The sequence below is a fragment of the Bacillus sp. FSL P4-0334 genome (genome assembly GCF_038004825.1).
Lineage (GTDB): Bacteria > Bacillota > Bacilli > Bacillales > Bacillaceae > Bacillus > Bacillus velezensis.
The window spans coordinates 2,230,370-2,246,616 of the sequence record NZ_JBBORX010000001.1 but is presented as its reverse complement, the minus strand read 5'-3'; the positions used below and the strand labels follow the sequence as shown (position 1 = coordinate 2,246,616).

The window sequence follows — 16,247 nt, the reverse complement described above, 5'->3', positions numbered from 1 at the left end:
CCTCTAAACCGACGCCGCACTCAGACCGTTAACCACCAATAGTTTTCCTGAGACTTACCGGAACCAGTTTACAAGGAACAAAAAAAGCACCCTTAAAGGTGCAGGTGCTGGCTTTCATTTGATTCTATTTCTTTCATAAGCGAAAATATAATATCACCCTTAATTATATAATTCATTGGATACTTAATAACTGGTTGCTCCTCTTTCTCACAATTTATATAGTTTACTATTTGAGCTGTATTAATACCAACCACCTTATTATTATAAATAATGGGGCCTCCGCTAAAACCTCCATAACTAAACATATTGCCCATAAAGTAGTTTAAATCGTTATGGAACAAAGACACTTTGCCAAATGAATAAATAGGAAGATGCTGATTTGTTAACATAGGATTGACGACACCTAAATCAGAAAAGTCAGGATACCCTATCAAACATAGATCATCTCCTGCCGTTAACTTTTTATCAGAAATGTGTTTAAAATCCAAAGGTGTATAATCGGATGATTCTAAATTTCTCTTAAATTCAATTGTCTCATTAAAATTAAGTGATATAATAGCCAAGTCCATCTCAAAGTGATTATTTTCATAAACTACAGGCGCCTCTCCAGACTCACCAGATCCTAATCGATATATTTGATCGACCCCTACAGTTTTGAGATTCTCAGCATATTTATTTGCTTTGATTATAGATTCATGGAGCTTTCCTGAATTTCTATTCACAATTAGATGCTTCACAGTAATAAGATATTGCTTATTACCTTTTTTCACATAAAGAGCAGTACCAAAGTCTTGTTTATCTTCACTGTAACATTTTAAATGCACAATTGATTTTTCCATTCTTTTCAAATCCATATTTCTCTCACCACTTCTATAGTTAATCTGAAAAATATAATATGAACAAAAGTAACTTAATGAAACCTATCCTTTTTTCTTCTGTTTACCTGCCTTCCAATCCATATACTCATGGAATACTGTAGGTCCTATCACACCGTATTTTCTACCAATCCGCCACAACTCATCTTGCATATCTTTTTCAATCTCTTCCCATGATCTATGCCCTTGTTTCTCTAAAAAATCATTAAATTCTTTTACCATTGGCATCATATTCTCACCTCCCTCCTTATTATCGGTTAAGGAGTGTGATAAAGGAACTATTTGCAAGATTTGTCGAACGAAAGCGCCCTTCATAAATAGGTGGCAACCGTAAGACGAAAAAACATCCTTTTGACAGGGTGCAATCAACGTTTCTTTTTATAGCCTTCAATATATTTTCTCAAGAATAGGCGATCACTGTTCGTAGTTTTAATCGGAACCAATGTTTTATAATCCACCAGCTGCTTGAGGTTCTGCCGGCTTCATCCAGTTATCTCAATGGCTTCAGATGTCGTTATGATTTCTTTATCCATAAAATCTCTCAGCTCGTCTATACTCTCAAAAATAAACTTAGCCATTTCGGAGGTTTCTCCATTTTAGAGCTATATTAATTATAGTCAACACCAACCAGATCATTGCCAAAATCATAGTAATAATATCGAGAGTGCTGAGATGACCATAATTAAAATTAGTGAACAATATCACAAACAGAATAAAGAATAAGATCGTTGAACCATCGATTAATTTTTTCATATTTGCTCATTTCCTTCTATGTTTTTGAAAATCCAAAATATCCTCTTTCAGAAAAAGCCTGTCCCGAGGCATTTCTTTCATCGGCTCTAATTCCCCGCTTTTAACTAACTGGTTTAGGTATTGACGAGTGAAGCCCAACATTTCAATTGCTTCGCTTGTATTAACGGTTTCCTCATTTAAGAACCGTTTAATTGCATCGCGTTCTTTAAGATTGTACATAATATCATCCTCTTTGAATCCCCTAATTTGTAACAATAAACAATACCATTATACCTATAACAATAGTAGTCTTTAAAGGGTTTTTCACAAACTTTTCTTATATTTCAATAAATAAACAACCTATTCATGCTAAACAGAATAGGCTGTGATCTGCTCTATTTTTCATTTTCAGGCGGGAACGTTCGATGTTCTTCTGCACGGTTCCTTTTTTAATCCCCAATAACTGCGCTATCTCTTCGAATGACATGTTTTGCACAGCATGCATCATGAAAATGTCTTTTTCTCTTTCGGTAAGCACGGATAGGGCATCAGCGATTCTTTCCTTATCCCAATCACTTACCTCTCCCTCAGCCTCTTGAACGATTGCGTATTCTTCCGGGAGCGCATCAATTAAGCGCGGATCAGCAAGAATCGTCCTTTGATATGCATCTCTTCTGTCAGCACCTCGGCGGGCGCCCGGCTGTCTTCCGTTCTGCAGCCATTCGAGAGTGAATTCAATATCGCTGATCATGCTACTGATAATCTTTTTGTCGTTAATCTGTTCAGCCGTCAGACTGACTTCAGCCGTATCTTTGTAGAGCCGGTACATTTTTCTTGTTTCTCTTAATGCTCGTTTGTATTCAATGATTAAATCCTGCATTCTGATTCCTCCCCCTTATTTGCGCTTAAATGCGCCGTCCTTGCCTCGTTTAAGTGTTTGCATGTTCGTGTTCATCATTTGTTGCCAGAAACGATCTGAGCGCTCCTGCGTGTTATTATTGGGCTTTTTCTTTTCTTGCTTCATGTCATCCCTCCGCTCAAATAAAAAACGGACACCAATCAGAGCACAGTGATTCTGTGCAATGATCAGTGTCCGCAGGCTTTCCGTCTTGGACTTATTTTTTGTTACTACATTCGCTAATACATACGTCAAGTATTTCCTCAATTATAAGGTTTCTTTTTTTATTTGTTACTGAATCAGATATCAAAAACATAAGAACACTTAAGAAAAACAAGACTATAGTTAAAATGTTTGCCACGGTTAGAAACGTTGGATTAATCTCAGCGAAGTCTTTGGGCTTTAGGAATACAAATAATTGTCTATTGTTTATCACAAATAATAACAAAGGTCCTGAAATTATTGCCACTAAAGAGCGAAAAAGCACCTCAATAATATTTCCTGAGCTTTTTGTCTTGAAGTATGCCTTTAATAATTTTAGTTTAATTATATCGAGTTTTGCATAAATCAATAATTTTTTATAAATTGTCTCTAAATTTTCTAACAAGTCCTTAACAGGAACCTCCGATAAATCATGAATAAACTCTTTGTCTGTGAAATTCGGAGAATCTAACCAAAGGTACAAATTATCTCTTTTTACTTTTTGCGGCCTTATTAAAAAACAATATATTAAAAACCAAATAATTAGGTAAGCACCTATTACTATTATGTAATAAATAACTTCATATGCTTTCAAATGCCAAGATATAATTGCTATAATCGTAAGTACTGCTAAAACACAAAGAAATTTTATGAATGTAATTGATATTGATTTTAGGTCTTTTAATATTTCATTCGTCATTGTCTTGGCATCCCTCTGGTTTCAGTTTGCCACTATAATTTAGCGGCTTTAAACACATTTTATGAACCGGGTCCCTAACCTCTTTTATGATTTTTATTAGCTTAGGATTCCCCACGTTCTCAACCAATGTTAAAACATATTCTTTTCCCTTTTCTTCAGCAACAACTCTTTCACGTTCAGATAAATAAAACTGATAAGCATTGTTTTTAAACTTGGTACCTTTTACCTCAATAAACTTGTCAGAGCCATCTGGAAAATAAGATTTTATATCATATCCATGACCGTCTTCCCTATTAGAGATCCAATCAACTTTTTGAGCCAATTCATTTCTGCCTTCTTTGATTAAATAATCTTTTTCTTTATGAAAGACAAACTCTTCTGCTGCCTTTCCAGTTAATTCATTAGCAATCTCTTTTTCTTTGCGAAGCAACCTGTACTTTTCAACATTTATTACTTTTCTTCTAATCGTTTTTTTCTTTATTAAATTCTCTTGTTCAGTTTCGCCATTATTTTCTTCTAAATAATGTTCATAGACATAATCATAGAAGAGGTCATTTAATATGAATAAATCGTTAAGCAATTGCTCTTCATCAAACGTAAATAGATTAAATTTCTTGTTGATGAGGGCGCTGGCAGCATACTTTTTTGGCCTGTCGGACGTACCCAAATAAAATTCATCCGTATTAAATCCTAGTAACTTTTCATTTGATTGAATCTGTCTAGCAAAGAATTGTTTACCTGCTTTAGCTTGCTCCCTAATTTCAGTTAAGTTAAAGTTTTCAGTGCCAGTTGCTATACTTAAATAAAAATTGTCTCCGCTTTCTGAAAACAATAAAACAATATAAATACCAACTTGAGTCGATACTCTTTTTCCTTTGGTAGTCAATCGATTATCAAGAAAAGCAATCCAGAATGAATCAGAAATCCTCCCAGTACCTGTGGAAGCTTTGATGCTTATATAATCTCGATTCTTGAACTGCTTTTCTTTTAATACCTTCTCAAATGCTACAGGAATTTCGTTACGAAACAGTTTAAAAAAATCATGTTGTTTATTATCAACTTTGTAATTTTTATATTCATTAAAACCTTTCCAAAAACGGTTTACATCAAATAGGCTAGGTGTAGTTCGCATCATAACAAAATCTCCTTTAACCAGAATTCAACGAGCCTATCATACCATATATTTCTAAACTATTTTATAATTTCCTTTCCAAATTTTCATTTCTTTCCGTCCTTATCTTCATTTTTAAGCAAAACAGCCTATTCATTCCTGCTTCTCTCTAAATTTATCAATATCATTAAAATAAGCCGCTGCCGTGAATGCAATGATTGCTCCTATTAACGTGATGTTTGCTTTCATGTCCGGCCTGTATTCGTACTGAAAATAAAACCAGAATCCTAACCCCATTAGCATAAAAATTATTCTCAGCGCCATTGAATCCCCCTATTTAATATATAGTTTTCACTGAACTGGCCGAGCCGCCGAAAGGCTCGATGTACATTATGTTGTGTTCGGCGTATGTCCTTTGCCGCCGAATAAGATTAAAGGTGAGCGTACCATCCCTTAACCCCCGATCAAATTCGGCAGCACAGCAACAGCGAAGAAGAAAAGCCCCACGCATGCCCCGACCAGCCAGATATTTGTTTTATCCCGTTTAGCGATAATGGTATCGCCGATCATTTTCAGATCGTCAGACCGAGCGACCAGCGTCGGGATGTAGTCCGGGTGAACCTTTAAAAGCTCGGCCGCCTGCTCGACGGTCATTGCTTCGTCCTTCGTAGCCTTCACGTTCCGCTGAAGTTCTACTTGTAATGGCATCATTTTTGTTCCCCCTTAAATGACTGAAGCTGATACTGAAACTGTCTGCTCAACGCTTATCGTCGCTGCTTTTCTGTGAAATGTCTCACCATCTATAACAATTGATGTTTTCCTTGCTTTCTTGTATAACGACGGATATTTTTCAACAGATGAAGCAGGAACAAGCCCCCATACTATCCATTCATCCATTGAGTTCTCAATATCCTCGGCCTCGTAATAATTCCCCTCCGAAAATTCCTGTTCTAACCATTCGTCTAGTTCCAAGGAATTTTCAAATATATAGGCTTCGTCACATTCGTCTTCATGAAAGACAAAGAAATATTCGAAAAAAGCGCCAGTACCATTTGACTTAACAAAATCAACAAATTCCCGCCAGTTACTTTTCAAACCACCTTGATCAACATGTTTCACTTTCATTCCGCATCATTCTCCAATCCCCAGATTTTATCTTCCAAATCGCTATTTGCAGATTCGAAATCTCTTGTTATCTGTTCCAGTTCTTCAATTTCCGATCTTAATTTTTTGTTCTCCGCCTTTAGCCGTCGAATTTCTTCCTCGTCATGCCTAGATTTCTTTCTGAGCCGCTGGACTTCGTCGAACAAATTTTTGTTAATTTGTTCTTGTGATAATCCGCTCATTCCGCATCACCCTCCCATGCAGCAGGAAACTGACCGTTTAAGGCCTTCCTTACCACTCCGAAAGGGTCGTCCTCTTCATCGGTGAATGTAGCAAGCAACCTTCTGAAATTGTCATTCTCGTATTTAAGCCGCTTAATCTCTTCTTGAGCCTGCCGAAACTGAATGACCGTGACTTCCTGTTGCCGCTGATGCTCCCGATTCATAGCCTGCTGCATGATTAACTCTTCCGCGAGCTTTTCGGCTGCTGATTCCAAAGAAATTTGCTCCGGTGTACTGGCCGCCGTTTTTGAAAGGGTGCAAATGTAAGAACCGGTATATAAAACTTCACCTTTTGACAAATTGATTTTGAATTCTTTCATGCCCGGGCCTCCCGGTCTAAAAGACATGTTTTGCATACAACCCATTGAGCTGAATAATATATTTTTCCGCAGCGTTCACACTTGCGGGCAATTTCGTTTTGATACATTTTCCGTCCCTCCCCCGCAGGGGAAACCCCTGCTATTTGAATTTATGGCCGATCTCGTAATCACAACGAGCCAGGCCGCCTTTTATTGTTTGAATGATTGTTTTACCGTGTTCCGGGGCGTCCATTAGATGAGCAGTCCCTTCAGTGCCATCTAAAACGATGATGCGGACTTTCCCCGGCTCGATGCTTTGCTGAATAGTTGTTTCATGATTTTTTATTTCTGTTGGCTTGTTCACTCTGGCCGCCCCCTGTGCTATGATAGAAGTACCAGTTCATATCAAGGGCACTGAGGCGCAGCTTCGGTGCTTTTTTACGTTTTATGACGGCAGCCGCATCGTTACGCCAGCAGATGGCTTTAATTCCTCACGGTAGATGATTGGATGCTTTTCGACGTATGCCGCCAACTGCTCCGGCGTCATTTTCCACTCCTTAACTGGACCAGGCTTGTATGGATTGATCTTTTCTTGCATAGCGATAACCTCCTGAATTGATTTAGTTTTCAAGCACCAAACTTTTGCCGCAAAGCGTTATGACAGGATTTCCGTTATAATGACTTCCACTCGGGGTTCTTCACTGTAAAACTTGCTAACTTTCAGATCGACTACCTGGCTATCATCCCGGTAAATCAGATGATTCAGGGCGTCTTTAACTCCCTTTACATAGTTGTCAACGTCCGGCTTTGTTACGGGACGCAGGAGACCCTTTTCCGCATTTTCTCTTTTTGTCTTGGATTTAGAAATTTCTTTCGTCATTGGTCTGAATACTCTGACATCCATTGCCACAGGTCCCGTAATAACTTGTTTTGGCCGATACTGTGACGCCACCAGCGCAACATATTGTTTAAAATTCTTTGATTTCAAAGGATCACGCATTTTAACCTTGCCATTTATAACAGATCCCCTCGGCCTCCCCTGTGCAACAGGCTCGCCGTAAACTATAAACTGAATGGAATCCAACCGTCATTACCTCCCGTCAATTTGTTCCCAGTGCTGAATCTGCTTTTCCTTGTACGGCGCAGTGAGGATGATGGCCGGCAGCAGGATCACCGCTTTAAGCACTGTGCATCAGCTCCATTTGTTTGATTTTTTCCTCAAGCACCCGGATCGCCGGGGTAAGGTCCTGGCCGGCCGTTTGCTCGGCGGGCCCGAACAGATACATTCCGTCGGTCGCTGTGAAATTCGCTTTTTCTGTCATTCCCAATCTCCTAACCTATGGTTTAATTGCATCCGGTCGCCCTTAATGATCACCGTGTAATCTCTGCACATTTGATGAATCCGGGAGCCCAGCGCCTCGTCGATATCCAAAATTTCGCCCGTATCAAGCTCGGAAGAGATTAGCAGAGGCTTATGATTCAGGTACCGATAGTTCACAACCGATTGAATTTGTTCCACTTGCCAATCCGTCGCCCGCGGCTCCCCCTTCACTGGCTTGAATAAGTCATCAATGAACAGGACATCGGCTTTCCGCATGGCGTCGAGCTTTGTTTCCAACTGGTCAAAGTCATTTCGCAGATCGCCCATTCCCTCAACGTACGGGAAATACATGCAGTAAATTGATTTTTTCTTAATCAGATTGTTCATGATCGCCGTTAACAGGTGCGTTTTTCCGCTGCCCGGCTGCCCGAGCAAAGCGATACTGTTTGAACGTTTTCCCATGACGTTGGGAAAATCCTTATAGTATTCCACTGCGCACTCATAAGCGTCCTTGATCATGTCCGGCTTCCCGTCCTTAATGAAGTTTCCAAAAAGGAGCTTTTCGAATTCCTCCGTGATGCCGCTGGCCTTCATAAGCCGGGCGATCTTTTTCCGTTTTACACACTCGCATTGCTTTGAAAATGTGGTTTTCCATTCCCGGGCCTTATCCGGCAAGCATACTTTCCCCGCAAGATAATCCTCTTCCCTGACCATTTGATCGGGGGCCAGGCTCTCCATTGTCTTATGCTCTTTTCTCAGCTGACGCTCGGTGTCTTGGTGAATCCGGTAAACGATAATGCCCTTATCCTTGCAGTCAGAGCACTCGTATTCAGCCTTTTCTTCTGAGGCGGCCTGTCCCGTTGAAGATGCTGCTGACCGATCCCGGAGCTTGGTTAGAATGGCCTTCATTGCCGCGTCCATATCTTGCGTTTTGCGAGCTTCCATACTGATGTTTCTCCTTTCGTCTCTGGCTGAATGGGTTTGAGAGGATTGCTTCAATGTAATTTAGATTGACGTTGTTGCCCTTGCTTCTGAAAGCCTGTTTCATTGCCTCCATGACTTTCTCTTCGCCGTAATCATCCACCATATACCCGAGCCGCTGAACCTCCATCGTGCCAATGGTGCGGGCTGTTTTGTTTTCGAATAGTTCAAATGCGTTTTTCATTTTTTCGTCAACCTCCTGCTGTCCTAAAGGTATTGGAGCCGGGTCTATCTTCTTGTTGTAATTTCCAAGCTGTATGTACTCGGCATAATTCAACACCGTCACAATGAAACCACGTTTTTGCGGCAGCCGATCCAGCTTCAAATACTCTTGCTTTACCATCCGATCTAACGAGTATTTGATCTGATCAGAAGACCAGTTGAAGCGCTTGGCTAAATCTACAAGCTTAATGATTGTCTGCCCGAGCTTTAGTTCTTGATCTGCCCTGTACTCCGCCCGTTTGAATAAATAATCGTATATTGTCTCGTCTCGTGAATCTTTAAATGGCAGCCGGGGCAGGACCACATACCCCAAACCTTGCATATCCATGCCGCTCACCTACTTCCTTTCACACAGTGCTGTCAGAGCCTTGAAATCTATTTCTACTAATCTCAGAGACGGCTCATTTGTCTTTAAGTAGTCAGTCGTGTACCGGGTATACAAGTCCTTTCTCATGTCGCGCTGAACCGTTTTGACCAGCCAAAGATAACAATGCGGGATAGGAATCCTAATCAACTCCCTTTCCATCAGCTCACCAACTCCGAAAAATGGATGATACTGTTCAGTTGATTAGTAGCCCGGCAATACTTGCATTTTTCGCATCGCTCCGGCTTCTCCCCGCCGTGTTTCACTTGCAAAATCCGGCCCATCCGCTGCTCAATCTCCTCAAGCTCTACTTCCATCCTTCCTTCATCAATATTGATGACAGCTTTATCAGGTGGGTCTTCTTTCGACACTCCAACGATCAGGGGTTCAAGCCATTCGTTACGCCCAGTCATCCGTTTTTCAATTTCTGCGTAAAGCGCCATCTGAGCGATGTAACCGTATGCCTCAACAAAAGAGCAATATCCTATTTCCGGGTCCCAAACTTTCTCCCGCAATGACCGCGCTGTTTTCAGATCGGAGAAACGGCCGCCAGCTGGGTTGTATACGTCCAGCTTTCCTTTCCACGGAACACCGAACAATTCAGCAGTTACAATGACTTCCTTTTCTCCTTGAAGAACAAACATACAGAGATCATCATTTTGAATCGCCTCAATCATCAGATCAGCTAACTGATACTGCTTGTACAGCTGACCTTTTTGAGTAAATAGCGAAGGTGTATTCATCTTGAATTCATCAAAAGCCTGTTCACCCTCAAGCCAGGCATGAACGTATTGGCCGAAGAGGAGCGCCTCCGATGTGGGCGGCGTCCATTCTCCGTTCAGCTTTGCCATCGTGGCAGCCTCGCACTGCAAAAAACTTTTATATTGAGAATTTGACATGTAGTGTCTATCAATCTCGTTAGAGTAATAATTCTCCTTGTTCAGCGCCGGTATCCGCATTAGCAGGATCACCCGCCTTTTCTTTACTATCAGCAGGCTTGTCAGCTTGCTCTTTCTGCTTTTTGAATTCTTCCTCAGCCTTTGACCTAGTCGCGCCTGTGGCCTTCACATTGAAGTAATCCTCTTTCTTGGCCATACCATCACGTAAAGATGTATAAATGCGGCCAATCTTTAAAAAGTCTTGTTCTGTAAAGGCATCGACGTTACTGCCGATGTATTCTTCAATCATTTCTTTGGTGATCCCGAATTCTTTTTTGAATGTTGATAAAGCATTTCTGAGCCGATCTTCCAATGGTTCTTTATGGCCGTTTATTAACGTTTTCTGGCACATATCAACTGCAGCGTCAACGATATCGCCAGGAATCACTCCAAGTATGCAGGAACGTAGTCGACGGGCTCCTTGATTGGCAACCATTTCATAAATATCCCTAGCGTCATTAAGCTTTGTAACTGTACCTTTTGCCTTTCTCTCATGCTTCACAGTGAATATTTTGGTTTGCCTGGTATTCGTTTCAAGATCCCAAGCGTAAGCCATGACAGATGATTCACCAGCTTTTTGTTCCAACTCCATAATTCCGTAATCAATGTTCCCCCAGTTCTGTGCCAAGGCCTCCGCCAGCCGGATAGATGGACCGGAAACCTTTGTCCCGCCGCGAGGATATTCATACACCGCATTCTCGGCTAAAAGCCTCCGTTCGCATGCTTTTTTAATCCGGTCAAACGCCGCGAATACGTCCCGTGGGAATTTCTTTGCGATGATCATCGCCGCCTGTACTTCTTGAGCCTGTCGGCTTACCATCGCTTCCGTAGTCACGCTAGTATCCTGCTGGGGCGCCGGCATGTAATCTGAGTAATCTACCTGAGATAGTCCGTTCATTGTGCTTCTGCCACCTTTCTCAAATAAGCTTCTGTGCCGAGCCGCTGCCATTCTCGGTATGCATCCATTGACGGAAAGGAAAATACCGGTTTGCCCTTACTGAACATGACCGAGCCGCCGACTTGTCCCAGACGCTTCTGATCGTCCGCTCGGTCACTGAAAGATGCTGTTATTCGTTTAGCCATGTGTAAAACCTCCATTGTCTTTTATGAGGTAATTTGGTATAATAAAGGAACTAATCTTTACCAAAAGACCTTTTGAAGTCCACTCTGCCAAGTGGGCTTTTTTTACTGCGCTGAATGAAACCTAAATCCAAGTTGCTCTTTCAAATAGCGTTTAAGATTGTCTTGTAAAATTACCTCGCCGCTGTCGATTACATAATTATCTGCTGACGTTACTTCATCCCCGAAAAAGTCCTTTTTTGTTTCCGGTTCTGTCGTTTTATCATGCCAGTTGTTCAGGACCATTGGATTTTCAATATTCATCGTGAACACCTACTCGCAACACTCAGTTGAATCCCGCGGGCTGCTATATTTAAAACGGTTTGGTGTAAGCGTCCTTTATTCGCCAGCCGGTTAATATCCTCTGTAAGAACCTTGATGCTCCCTGCAAGACTGATAGCTTCTTCATAATCGCCATCCCGTAACGCCTCCGAAAGCATGATAGAGAGCCTTTCCGCCGACTCGATTTTCCTTTTTGCTGAATCTGCATCTGCTTTAAGAAACTGATTGATTTTCATACCAGCACCGCCTGCCTTTCCTCTGTTTTTGCCATTGCAACTTGACTCATTAGCGCTTTCCGCGTCCATCTTTCAGCCAGTTCCTTCATGTTCAGGCCATGACTGCGGGCCAGCGAATATATCAGCGTTTTGTTTGCTGGGATCAGATCAAAAATCTGTTTAATATCGGCCATGGGCAGTTCTTCCGCCTGTCGGCCTGGCCTATCATTTGCCAGCCAGCGCGCTAAATGCTTTGTTGCCTGCAATGCTTCTTCAAGCTGGTGAATCATGTTGATTACCGCTGTGCTTGCGCTCTCATTAAGAGCTGGGTCTATTGGAGCAGCCGTTGTCGGGTGCAGTTTGAAAAGGTAATGTACCAGATCAATATGTTCGTATGCCTCGCACGCCTCAAACCACCTGATGCATAATTCAGGGGTCAGCTTACTAAAACCATTTTCAACATCGGAAACGTAACGTTGATCCTTCCCGCCTATCAAACTGCCGATCTGATATTGTGTAAACCCGGCCGCTTTACGAACACAGCGCATGATCTTCGGTAAATTCCGCAAGTTGTACGGATTGTTCTCCATATGTTTGCCTCCTGATATATTCAGCTGTTTGCTGTTAAAATTTAATTAGGGTCAAAAGATGTTTTATTGTATTGGCTTATGATTTTTCGAATATCCGGCCTCATGGCTCTAAATTTCGCTTTGTGGCCACAATAAAAACAAATATTTACTCTATAGAGCCTCTTTCATGATTGCTTGTTCTTGTGCTTCGATCCATGCATCAATATTGTGTTTGGTAAAGAAAATCCGATTTCGCACACGAAAGTGAGGAATTTGTTTTTCTCGAACCATTGTGTAAATTGTGTCATGGTGAACACCCAGGTAATCAGCTGTTTCCTGCACAGTTAATGTATTGCGTGTCATACTCGGCCTCCTAAGCAGTGTGTTCTTTACTCGTTACGTGTAACTTTTGATCAAAAAAAAGTTCATCTACATCTTTATTCAACAACTTGGATATTTGATGTGCTTTTTCAAGACTTGGTTTTGTACGACCCATTTCTATATTCGCATACCCACTTACAGATCTGTATCCGAGTTTTTTAGCCATAAAGGTTTGGGTCTTTCCTTGAGAAATTCTAGTCGCCCGTAAATTTTCTAACATTATTTAACTCACCACCTTACTCTTTTTGTGTAACTCGTTAAACTCATAATAATATACACAATAAGGGTAAGTCAATATATTTTTATTCTTTTTGTGTAAGTTATTATCTGTTGTGTGTAAACCGTGTTAAAATTTACACACCAAATGAAAAAAGGTGTATAATAATGGATAATATAACAGGGAAAATTCTAACTGAATTAAGAGAAAAAAAAGGTTGGAGCAAATCTTTTGTCGCAAAAAAATTGGGCATTAAAACAATGTCTACATATGCGAATTGGGAGTACGGCTTAAGGAAACCGGATGGCGAGATGCTTGTGAGAATTGCAAAGCTGTATGGTGTAACTACTGACTATCTCCTAACCGGCAAAGAACCTAATGCTTTTAATACTGACCTTTTTGATGATCCTGATTTACAACTCGCCTTTAGACAAGCTCGTGATTTCTCAGAAGAAAGTCAAAAACAAGCAATTGATTTTATTAAGTACCTTAAAGAGAAAGAAGAACGCGAAGGCCGCAAGCCTAAAAAGTAACAACTGCCGAAACCTTTATTTATATTATTTATTATGTTATTTCTGTTTACTAATAAGATCGGGATTGGATCGGGATTAGAACCGAACTGGAACGGGAAAGCATTTTTCATTAGTAGGTTGAAGCCAGTTATATCAAGGGATTCAGCAATCGTCCTCTTCTGGATTGCTTCAGTATTCAAACTGGAATGGATCAGAAAAAAAGAAAGACAAACTCAGCCGTGACTACATATAAAGGGGAAATTAATTTGGCGTTTTTGTTCACTAATGAGGAAGTATATAACAGTGCCTTTGGAAAAAAACGCAGAGCTTCAGGGGCTTTCAGGAAAACTTATTATGCAGCCCAGCCATTATTGGGGAAGAAAAACCAAGTAATAATGGAAGCTATATTCGGTGTGTTAAATGACAAAAAATTCGGCACTCAAGGTTTACTTATTGCTACCAAAGAAAACTTATATCATATTGCAGATAAAGCTGGTGCCCATAGAATAATCAGCTGGTCATATAACGAAATTACGAGCATCACCATCTTAAAGGAAACATTTACAGGGTTTCAGATAGATCTCAAAACCCATAAAGAGGAATTCTTGATTAAGGGAATTCAAGAAGGGGATCATGATAAGTTTGTCAACTACGTGAGAAAAGAAATACAAACTGCTCAAAAAAATAATGATCCGTCCCCTGCCCAGTCTACTCACCAGCATTTATCTGATTTTGACATGATAGCTTCAGAAATTAGAAAATATGCTGAGTTAAAAGAAGAAGGTCTTTTGACAGAAGAAGAGTTTACAGCGAAAAAAAAGCAGCTTTTAAAATTATAGTGGCCCTATGGGCTTTTCTTTCACACCAAAAACAGAACATATATTCCCTTTATGGTGGTGTTTTTAATGTCAATCCAACTATCGTACCTCGAAGAAGAAGTCAAAAAAATCTACCACAGATTAAATATTGAAACTCCTGAAGACATTGATTTAGAAAGGATTGCCGCGGCATTTCGTATCTGGCTGCATTATGAGCAAAGAGAAAGCTGCATGTTTCAAATCAACGGTGAGTATAGCGTCGTCCTTGATGCTCGTGCCTCTCCACAAGAACAGTGGCAAGACTTTGTTCATGAGCTATGCCATGTCTTAAAACATACTGGAAACCAATTTCACATGAATAGAATGTTCAGGCAGCTTCAGGAATACCAGGCGAACAGTTTCATGTATCACTTCTGTGTACCAACGTTCATGCTCATAAAAATGCAACTGCCCCGTCTTAAATCAGAGGCCATTAAATTAATAGGAGATACATTTAATGTGACATATTCCTTGGCCGCTAAACGGCTAGAAATATTCAACAGAAAGCAGTTTTCAATTCTCTGGCATAAAAATCTTCATCAAATAAGTAAATTGAATGTTAGGAGGTAGCCAAATGGCCAGTATAGAGCCCCGTGGAAAAAACTCTTTTAGATTAATTGTTGAGAATGGTTACGATGCCAAAGGTAAAAGGGATAGAAGAAAGAAAACAATTCGTATAGAAGATCCAAAGCTATTAAAGACTAAACGGAAATTACAAGAGTATCTTGAGGACCAGCTGCACCGTTTCAGAATTGAAGTAGAGGCCGGCGAGTATATTGCTCCGGAAAAATCCACTTTTGATTCATTTGCAGAAAAATGGATTGAAAAGAAACTCTTTAATAAGAATGGTAAGCCTTACTCTTTTACAACCTCTGTCAAATATTCAAATCACTTAAAAAATCACATTCTTCCAGCATTAGGTCATAAAAAAATAGACAAAATCAAAAGCCTTCATATTGTTGATTTTATAGATGATTTATCTAAAGATGGGGCTAGAAAAGATGGAAAGCCTGGCGGATTAGGTGATCAAACAATCAAAGATATATTTAAAATCTTACAAGCATTATTTAAAACTGCCACAGAGGAATGGAAATTGATAAAAGACGACCCTATTGAGGGATTGAGTTCGCCAGAAGCTGAGAATAAAGAAATGAACTTTCTTGAATCTGACGAAGCAGCTGAATGTATTAAAGTGTTGTATGAAATAGATATTAAATGGCGCTTATATTATCTTGCAGCTCTGATCGGGGGGCTTCGTAGAGGAGAAGCTCTTGCCTGTGAATGGCACTTGGATGTAGATTGGGACAAAGGTGGAATATACGTAAATAGATCAATTTCTAAAACAATTAACGGAGAGCCTCATGTCAAAAGCCCAAAGTCAAAAAGTTCTCAACGATTCGTCAAAATGCCTGATTTTTATATGAATGAGCTGGCTAAATATTATCGCATATGGAAAAAAGAAAAATTATTGCTTGGCGATGCCTGGGAAGGCGGAGAACATCAATATGTGTTTCACAGTGGTAAAGGAAAACCTTACTACTATACAACCCCTACCGCAAAATGGACTAAAATAAAAAAGAAGTACGGTCTAAAAGATGTTCGTCTTCATGACTTGCGGCATACTATGGTGGCTCTCCTTATGGAAGCTGGCGAAAGTCTCAGTGCTATTCAACGAAGAGCTGGACATGCCAGTGCTCGAACAACTAGTGATATTTATGGTCATGTTACCGAGAAACTCGAAAATAGCACAGTAAAACACTTTAATCAGTTCGATCCTAGAAACCTAGCACAAAAACAGAGTTGATTTTGAAATTCTTCTTCAAAATCAGCTCAAAAAAATAATTTCGTCCCCAATTCGTCCCCAACTCGATGAATGATGACAAAATCAATAAATAAGCAAAGTAAAAAACCCTTGCTACGCAAGGGTTTTGGCTATGATTCCGACTGGGCTCGAACCAGCGACCTCTACCCTGTCAAGGTAGCGCTCTCCCAGCTGAGCTACGGAATCATGATATGTATGTGTTGCTGGGTATGTTGTTGTCTCTCTGACATTTATAATTATATATCC

At 40.3% G+C, this 16,247-nt stretch carries 30 protein-coding genes and 1 tRNA gene; 4 read left to right on the top strand and 27 right to left on the bottom strand.

Features of this window, described 5'->3' with window-relative positions; all coding sequences use genetic code 11:
- Positions 1 to 92 precede the first annotated feature (92 nt).
- From NSQ37_RS11645 to NSQ37_RS11515, 26 genes are all read right to left on the bottom strand, one after another.
- Complete coding sequence (locus NSQ37_RS11645) at positions 93 to 854, bottom strand: S1 family peptidase (RefSeq protein ID WP_341123767.1); 762 nt, start codon at positions 852 to 854, stop codon at positions 93 to 95.
- Positions 855 to 920: 66 nt separating this feature from the next.
- Entirely contained in the window at positions 921 to 1,106 is a 186-nt protein-coding gene (locus NSQ37_RS11640) for a hypothetical protein (RefSeq protein WP_341123766.1), read from the bottom strand.
- A gap of 528 nt (positions 1,107 to 1,634) precedes the next feature.
- Positions 1,635 to 1,847 (bottom strand): helix-turn-helix domain-containing protein, encoded by a 213-nt coding sequence (locus tag NSQ37_RS11635; RefSeq protein ID WP_327997722.1) that lies wholly within the window; start codon positions 1,845 to 1,847, stop codon positions 1,635 to 1,637.
- A 124-nt stretch (positions 1,848 to 1,971) separates the two neighbouring features.
- Positions 1,972 to 2,487, bottom strand: coding sequence for a sigma-70 family RNA polymerase sigma factor (locus NSQ37_RS11630; RefSeq protein ID WP_327997721.1), 516 nt, complete (start codon positions 2,485 to 2,487; stop codon positions 1,972 to 1,974).
- Positions 2,488 to 2,502: 15 nt separating this feature from the next.
- Positions 2,503 to 2,631 (bottom strand): hypothetical protein, encoded by a 129-nt coding sequence (locus NSQ37_RS11625; protein WP_327997720.1) that lies wholly within the window; start codon positions 2,629 to 2,631, stop codon positions 2,503 to 2,505.
- A gap of 91 nt (positions 2,632 to 2,722) precedes the next feature.
- The gene (locus NSQ37_RS11620) at positions 2,723 to 3,406 is read right to left on the bottom strand and encodes a hypothetical protein (protein WP_007408603.1); all 684 of its coding nucleotides are present in this window, start codon (positions 3,404 to 3,406) and stop codon (positions 2,723 to 2,725) included.
- Positions 3,396 to 4,541, bottom strand: coding sequence for an MrcB family domain-containing protein (locus NSQ37_RS11615; protein WP_327997719.1), 1,146 nt, complete (start codon positions 4,539 to 4,541; stop codon positions 3,396 to 3,398). Before NSQ37_RS11615 ends, NSQ37_RS11620 begins: the two co-directional genes overlap by 11 nt.
- A 129-nt stretch (positions 4,542 to 4,670) precedes the next feature.
- Entirely contained in the window at positions 4,671 to 4,841 is a 171-nt protein-coding gene (locus tag NSQ37_RS11610) for a hypothetical protein (RefSeq protein WP_007408605.1), read from the bottom strand.
- 129 nt (positions 4,842 to 4,970) lie between these two features.
- Positions 4,971 to 5,228, bottom strand: coding sequence for a hypothetical protein (locus NSQ37_RS11605; RefSeq protein ID WP_150941133.1), 258 nt, complete (start codon positions 5,226 to 5,228; stop codon positions 4,971 to 4,973).
- A gap of 12 nt (positions 5,229 to 5,240) precedes the next feature.
- Positions 5,241 to 5,642, bottom strand: coding sequence for a hypothetical protein (locus tag NSQ37_RS11600; RefSeq protein WP_047936195.1), 402 nt, complete (start codon positions 5,640 to 5,642; stop codon positions 5,241 to 5,243).
- Positions 5,639 to 5,863 carry a hypothetical protein gene (locus NSQ37_RS11595; protein WP_327997718.1) on the bottom strand — a complete coding sequence of 75 codons (225 nt, stop codon included), beginning with the start codon at positions 5,861 to 5,863 and terminating at the stop codon, positions 5,639 to 5,641. Before NSQ37_RS11595 ends, NSQ37_RS11600 begins: the two co-directional genes overlap by 4 nt.
- A complete protein-coding gene (locus tag NSQ37_RS11590; protein ID WP_341123764.1) occupies positions 5,860 to 6,222 on the bottom strand; it encodes a hypothetical protein in 363 nt (120 codons plus the stop codon). Before NSQ37_RS11590 ends, NSQ37_RS11595 begins: the two co-directional genes overlap by 4 nt.
- Before the next feature lie 139 nt (positions 6,223 to 6,361).
- The gene (locus tag NSQ37_RS11585) at positions 6,362 to 6,565 is read right to left on the bottom strand and encodes an XtrA/YqaO family protein (RefSeq protein ID WP_003155894.1); all 204 of its coding nucleotides are present in this window, start codon (positions 6,563 to 6,565) and stop codon (positions 6,362 to 6,364) included.
- Positions 6,566 to 6,646: 81 nt separating this feature from the next.
- Positions 6,647 to 6,799 carry a hypothetical protein gene (locus NSQ37_RS11580; protein WP_003155895.1) on the bottom strand — a complete coding sequence of 51 codons (153 nt, stop codon included), beginning with the start codon at positions 6,797 to 6,799 and terminating at the stop codon, positions 6,647 to 6,649.
- Positions 6,800 to 6,856: 57 nt separating this feature from the next.
- A complete protein-coding gene (locus NSQ37_RS11575) occupies positions 6,857 to 7,285 on the bottom strand; it encodes a RusA family crossover junction endodeoxyribonuclease (RefSeq protein ID WP_007408610.1) in 429 nt (142 codons plus the stop codon).
- A gap of 94 nt (positions 7,286 to 7,379) precedes the next feature.
- Positions 7,380 to 7,523 (bottom strand): hypothetical protein, encoded by a 144-nt coding sequence (locus NSQ37_RS11570; protein ID WP_007408611.1) that lies wholly within the window; start codon positions 7,521 to 7,523, stop codon positions 7,380 to 7,382.
- Positions 7,520 to 8,467: an ATP-binding protein gene (locus tag NSQ37_RS11565; protein ID WP_150115950.1), complete on the bottom strand. Its 948-nt coding sequence runs from the start codon at positions 8,465 to 8,467 to the stop codon at positions 7,520 to 7,522. Before NSQ37_RS11565 ends, NSQ37_RS11570 begins: the two co-directional genes overlap by 4 nt.
- Positions 8,352 to 9,053, bottom strand: coding sequence for a DnaD domain protein (locus NSQ37_RS11560; RefSeq protein WP_341123763.1), 702 nt, complete (start codon positions 9,051 to 9,053; stop codon positions 8,352 to 8,354). The genes NSQ37_RS11565 and NSQ37_RS11560 overlap by 116 nt, the downstream gene beginning before the upstream one ends.
- A 197-nt stretch (positions 9,054 to 9,250) precedes the next feature.
- A complete protein-coding gene (locus NSQ37_RS11550) occupies positions 9,251 to 10,048 on the bottom strand; it encodes a PD-(D/E)XK nuclease-like domain-containing protein (protein WP_020954292.1) in 798 nt (265 codons plus the stop codon).
- On the bottom strand, positions 10,008 to 10,925 hold the full coding sequence (locus tag NSQ37_RS11545) for a hypothetical protein (protein ID WP_150941127.1): 918 nt from the start codon (positions 10,923 to 10,925) through the stop codon (positions 10,008 to 10,010). The genes NSQ37_RS11550 and NSQ37_RS11545 overlap by 41 nt, the downstream gene beginning before the upstream one ends.
- Complete coding sequence (locus NSQ37_RS11540; RefSeq protein ID WP_015239597.1) at positions 10,922 to 11,110, bottom strand: hypothetical protein; 189 nt, start codon at positions 11,108 to 11,110, stop codon at positions 10,922 to 10,924. Before NSQ37_RS11540 ends, NSQ37_RS11545 begins: the two co-directional genes overlap by 4 nt.
- Positions 11,111 to 11,212: 102 nt before the next feature.
- Positions 11,213 to 11,410 carry a YqaI family protein gene (locus NSQ37_RS11535; protein WP_007408618.1) on the bottom strand — a complete coding sequence of 66 codons (198 nt, stop codon included), beginning with the start codon at positions 11,408 to 11,410 and terminating at the stop codon, positions 11,213 to 11,215.
- On the bottom strand, positions 11,407 to 11,664 hold the full coding sequence (locus tag NSQ37_RS11530) for a YqaH family protein (RefSeq protein WP_341123762.1): 258 nt from the start codon (positions 11,662 to 11,664) through the stop codon (positions 11,407 to 11,409). The genes NSQ37_RS11535 and NSQ37_RS11530 overlap by 4 nt, the downstream gene beginning before the upstream one ends.
- Positions 11,661 to 12,233 (bottom strand): helix-turn-helix domain-containing protein, encoded by a 573-nt coding sequence (locus tag NSQ37_RS11525; RefSeq protein ID WP_015388430.1) that lies wholly within the window; start codon positions 12,231 to 12,233, stop codon positions 11,661 to 11,663. The genes NSQ37_RS11530 and NSQ37_RS11525 overlap by 4 nt, the downstream gene beginning before the upstream one ends.
- Positions 12,234 to 12,383: 150 nt before the next feature.
- Positions 12,384 to 12,575 (bottom strand): helix-turn-helix domain-containing protein, encoded by a 192-nt coding sequence (locus NSQ37_RS11520; RefSeq protein WP_014470596.1) that lies wholly within the window; start codon positions 12,573 to 12,575, stop codon positions 12,384 to 12,386.
- A gap of 10 nt (positions 12,576 to 12,585) precedes the next feature.
- On the bottom strand, positions 12,586 to 12,813 hold the full coding sequence (locus tag NSQ37_RS11515; RefSeq protein WP_179960591.1) for a helix-turn-helix transcriptional regulator: 228 nt from the start codon (positions 12,811 to 12,813) through the stop codon (positions 12,586 to 12,588).
- Between the two features lie 164 nt (positions 12,814 to 12,977).
- Between NSQ37_RS11515 and NSQ37_RS11510 the strand changes: the two genes are divergently transcribed.
- The 4 genes from NSQ37_RS11510 (at position 12,978) to NSQ37_RS11495 (ending at position 15,983) form a co-directional block, all read left to right on the top strand.
- The gene (locus NSQ37_RS11510) at positions 12,978 to 13,343 is read left to right on the top strand and encodes a helix-turn-helix domain-containing protein (RefSeq protein ID WP_061046888.1); all 366 of its coding nucleotides are present in this window, start codon (positions 12,978 to 12,980) and stop codon (positions 13,341 to 13,343) included.
- A gap of 245 nt (positions 13,344 to 13,588) precedes the next feature.
- A complete protein-coding gene (locus NSQ37_RS11505) occupies positions 13,589 to 14,161 on the top strand; it encodes an SHOCT domain-containing protein (protein WP_061046889.1) in 573 nt (190 codons plus the stop codon).
- 66 nt (positions 14,162 to 14,227) lie between these two features.
- Positions 14,228 to 14,749: an ImmA/IrrE family metallo-endopeptidase gene (locus NSQ37_RS11500; protein WP_015388434.1), complete on the top strand. Its 522-nt coding sequence runs from the start codon at positions 14,228 to 14,230 to the stop codon at positions 14,747 to 14,749.
- Positions 14,750 to 14,753: 4 nt separating this feature from the next.
- Positions 14,754 to 15,983, top strand: coding sequence for a tyrosine-type recombinase/integrase (locus NSQ37_RS11495; protein ID WP_327997709.1), 1,230 nt, complete (start codon positions 14,754 to 14,756; stop codon positions 15,981 to 15,983).
- Between the two features lie 131 nt (positions 15,984 to 16,114).
- Here NSQ37_RS11495 and NSQ37_RS11490 read toward each other — a convergent pair.
- A tRNA-Val gene (locus NSQ37_RS11490) sits at positions 16,115 to 16,187 on the bottom strand.
- Positions 16,188 to 16,247 lie beyond the last annotated feature (60 nt).

Bases quoted from the DNA above. Each gene is read 5' to 3' on its own strand.
- NSQ37_RS11645 (WP_341123767.1), bottom strand. From the start codon at position 854: ATGGATTTGAAAAGAATGGAAAAATCAATTGTGCATTTAAAATGTTAC.
- NSQ37_RS11640 (WP_341123766.1), bottom strand. From the start codon at position 1,106: ATGATGCCAATGGTAAAAGAATTTAATGATTTTTTAGAGAAACAAGGG.
- NSQ37_RS11635 (WP_327997722.1), bottom strand. From the start codon at position 1,847: ATGTACAATCTTAAAGAACGCGATGCAATTAAACGGTTCTTAAATGAG.
- NSQ37_RS11630 (WP_327997721.1), bottom strand. From the start codon at position 2,487: ATGCAGGATTTAATCATTGAATACAAACGAGCATTAAGAGAAACAAGA.
- NSQ37_RS11625 (WP_327997720.1), bottom strand. From the start codon at position 2,631: ATGAAGCAAGAAAAGAAAAAGCCCAATAATAACACGCAGGAGCGCTCA.
- NSQ37_RS11620 (WP_007408603.1), bottom strand. From the start codon at position 3,406: ATGACGAATGAAATATTAAAAGACCTAAAATCAATATCAATTACATTC.
- NSQ37_RS11615 (WP_327997719.1), bottom strand. From the start codon at position 4,541: ATGATGCGAACTACACCTAGCCTATTTGATGTAAACCGTTTTTGGAAA.
- NSQ37_RS11610 (WP_007408605.1), bottom strand. From the start codon at position 4,841: ATGGCGCTGAGAATAATTTTTATGCTAATGGGGTTAGGATTCTGGTTT.
- NSQ37_RS11605 (WP_150941133.1), bottom strand. From the start codon at position 5,228: ATGATGCCATTACAAGTAGAACTTCAGCGGAACGTGAAGGCTACGAAG.
- NSQ37_RS11600 (WP_047936195.1), bottom strand. From the start codon at position 5,642: ATGAAAGTGAAACATGTTGATCAAGGTGGTTTGAAAAGTAACTGGCGG.
- NSQ37_RS11595 (WP_327997718.1), bottom strand. From the start codon at position 5,863: ATGAGCGGATTATCACAAGAACAAATTAACAAAAATTTGTTCGACGAA.
- NSQ37_RS11590 (WP_341123764.1), bottom strand. From the start codon at position 6,222: ATGAAAGAATTCAAAATCAATTTGTCAAAAGGTGAAGTTTTATATACC.
- NSQ37_RS11580 (WP_003155895.1), bottom strand. From the start codon at position 6,799: ATGCAAGAAAAGATCAATCCATACAAGCCTGGTCCAGTTAAGGAGTGG.
- NSQ37_RS11570 (WP_007408611.1), bottom strand. From the start codon at position 7,523: ATGACAGAAAAAGCGAATTTCACAGCGACCGACGGAATGTATCTGTTC.
- NSQ37_RS11565 (WP_150115950.1), bottom strand. From the start codon at position 8,467: ATGGAAGCTCGCAAAACGCAAGATATGGACGCGGCAATGAAGGCCATT.
- NSQ37_RS11560 (WP_341123763.1), bottom strand. From the start codon at position 9,053: ATGGATATGCAAGGTTTGGGGTATGTGGTCCTGCCCCGGCTGCCATTT.
- NSQ37_RS11550 (WP_020954292.1), bottom strand. From the start codon at position 10,048: ATGCGGATACCGGCGCTGAACAAGGAGAATTATTACTCTAACGAGATT.
- NSQ37_RS11545 (WP_150941127.1), bottom strand. From the start codon at position 10,925: ATGAACGGACTATCTCAGGTAGATTACTCAGATTACATGCCGGCGCCC.
- NSQ37_RS11540 (WP_015239597.1), bottom strand. From the start codon at position 11,110: ATGGCTAAACGAATAACAGCATCTTTCAGTGACCGAGCGGACGATCAG.
- NSQ37_RS11535 (WP_007408618.1), bottom strand. From the start codon at position 11,410: ATGAATATTGAAAATCCAATGGTCCTGAACAACTGGCATGATAAAACG.
- NSQ37_RS11530 (WP_341123762.1), bottom strand. From the start codon at position 11,664: ATGAAAATCAATCAGTTTCTTAAAGCAGATGCAGATTCAGCAAAAAGG.
- NSQ37_RS11525 (WP_015388430.1), bottom strand. From the start codon at position 12,233: ATGGAGAACAATCCGTACAACTTGCGGAATTTACCGAAGATCATGCGC.
- NSQ37_RS11520 (WP_014470596.1), bottom strand. From the start codon at position 12,575: ATGACACGCAATACATTAACTGTGCAGGAAACAGCTGATTACCTGGGT.
- NSQ37_RS11515 (WP_179960591.1), bottom strand. From the start codon at position 12,813: ATGTTAGAAAATTTACGGGCGACTAGAATTTCTCAAGGAAAGACCCAA.
- NSQ37_RS11510 (WP_061046888.1), top strand. From the start codon at position 12,978: ATGGATAATATAACAGGGAAAATTCTAACTGAATTAAGAGAAAAAAAA.
- NSQ37_RS11500 (WP_015388434.1), top strand. From the start codon at position 14,228: ATGTCAATCCAACTATCGTACCTCGAAGAAGAAGTCAAAAAAATCTAC.
- NSQ37_RS11495 (WP_327997709.1), top strand. From the start codon at position 14,754: ATGGCCAGTATAGAGCCCCGTGGAAAAAACTCTTTTAGATTAATTGTT.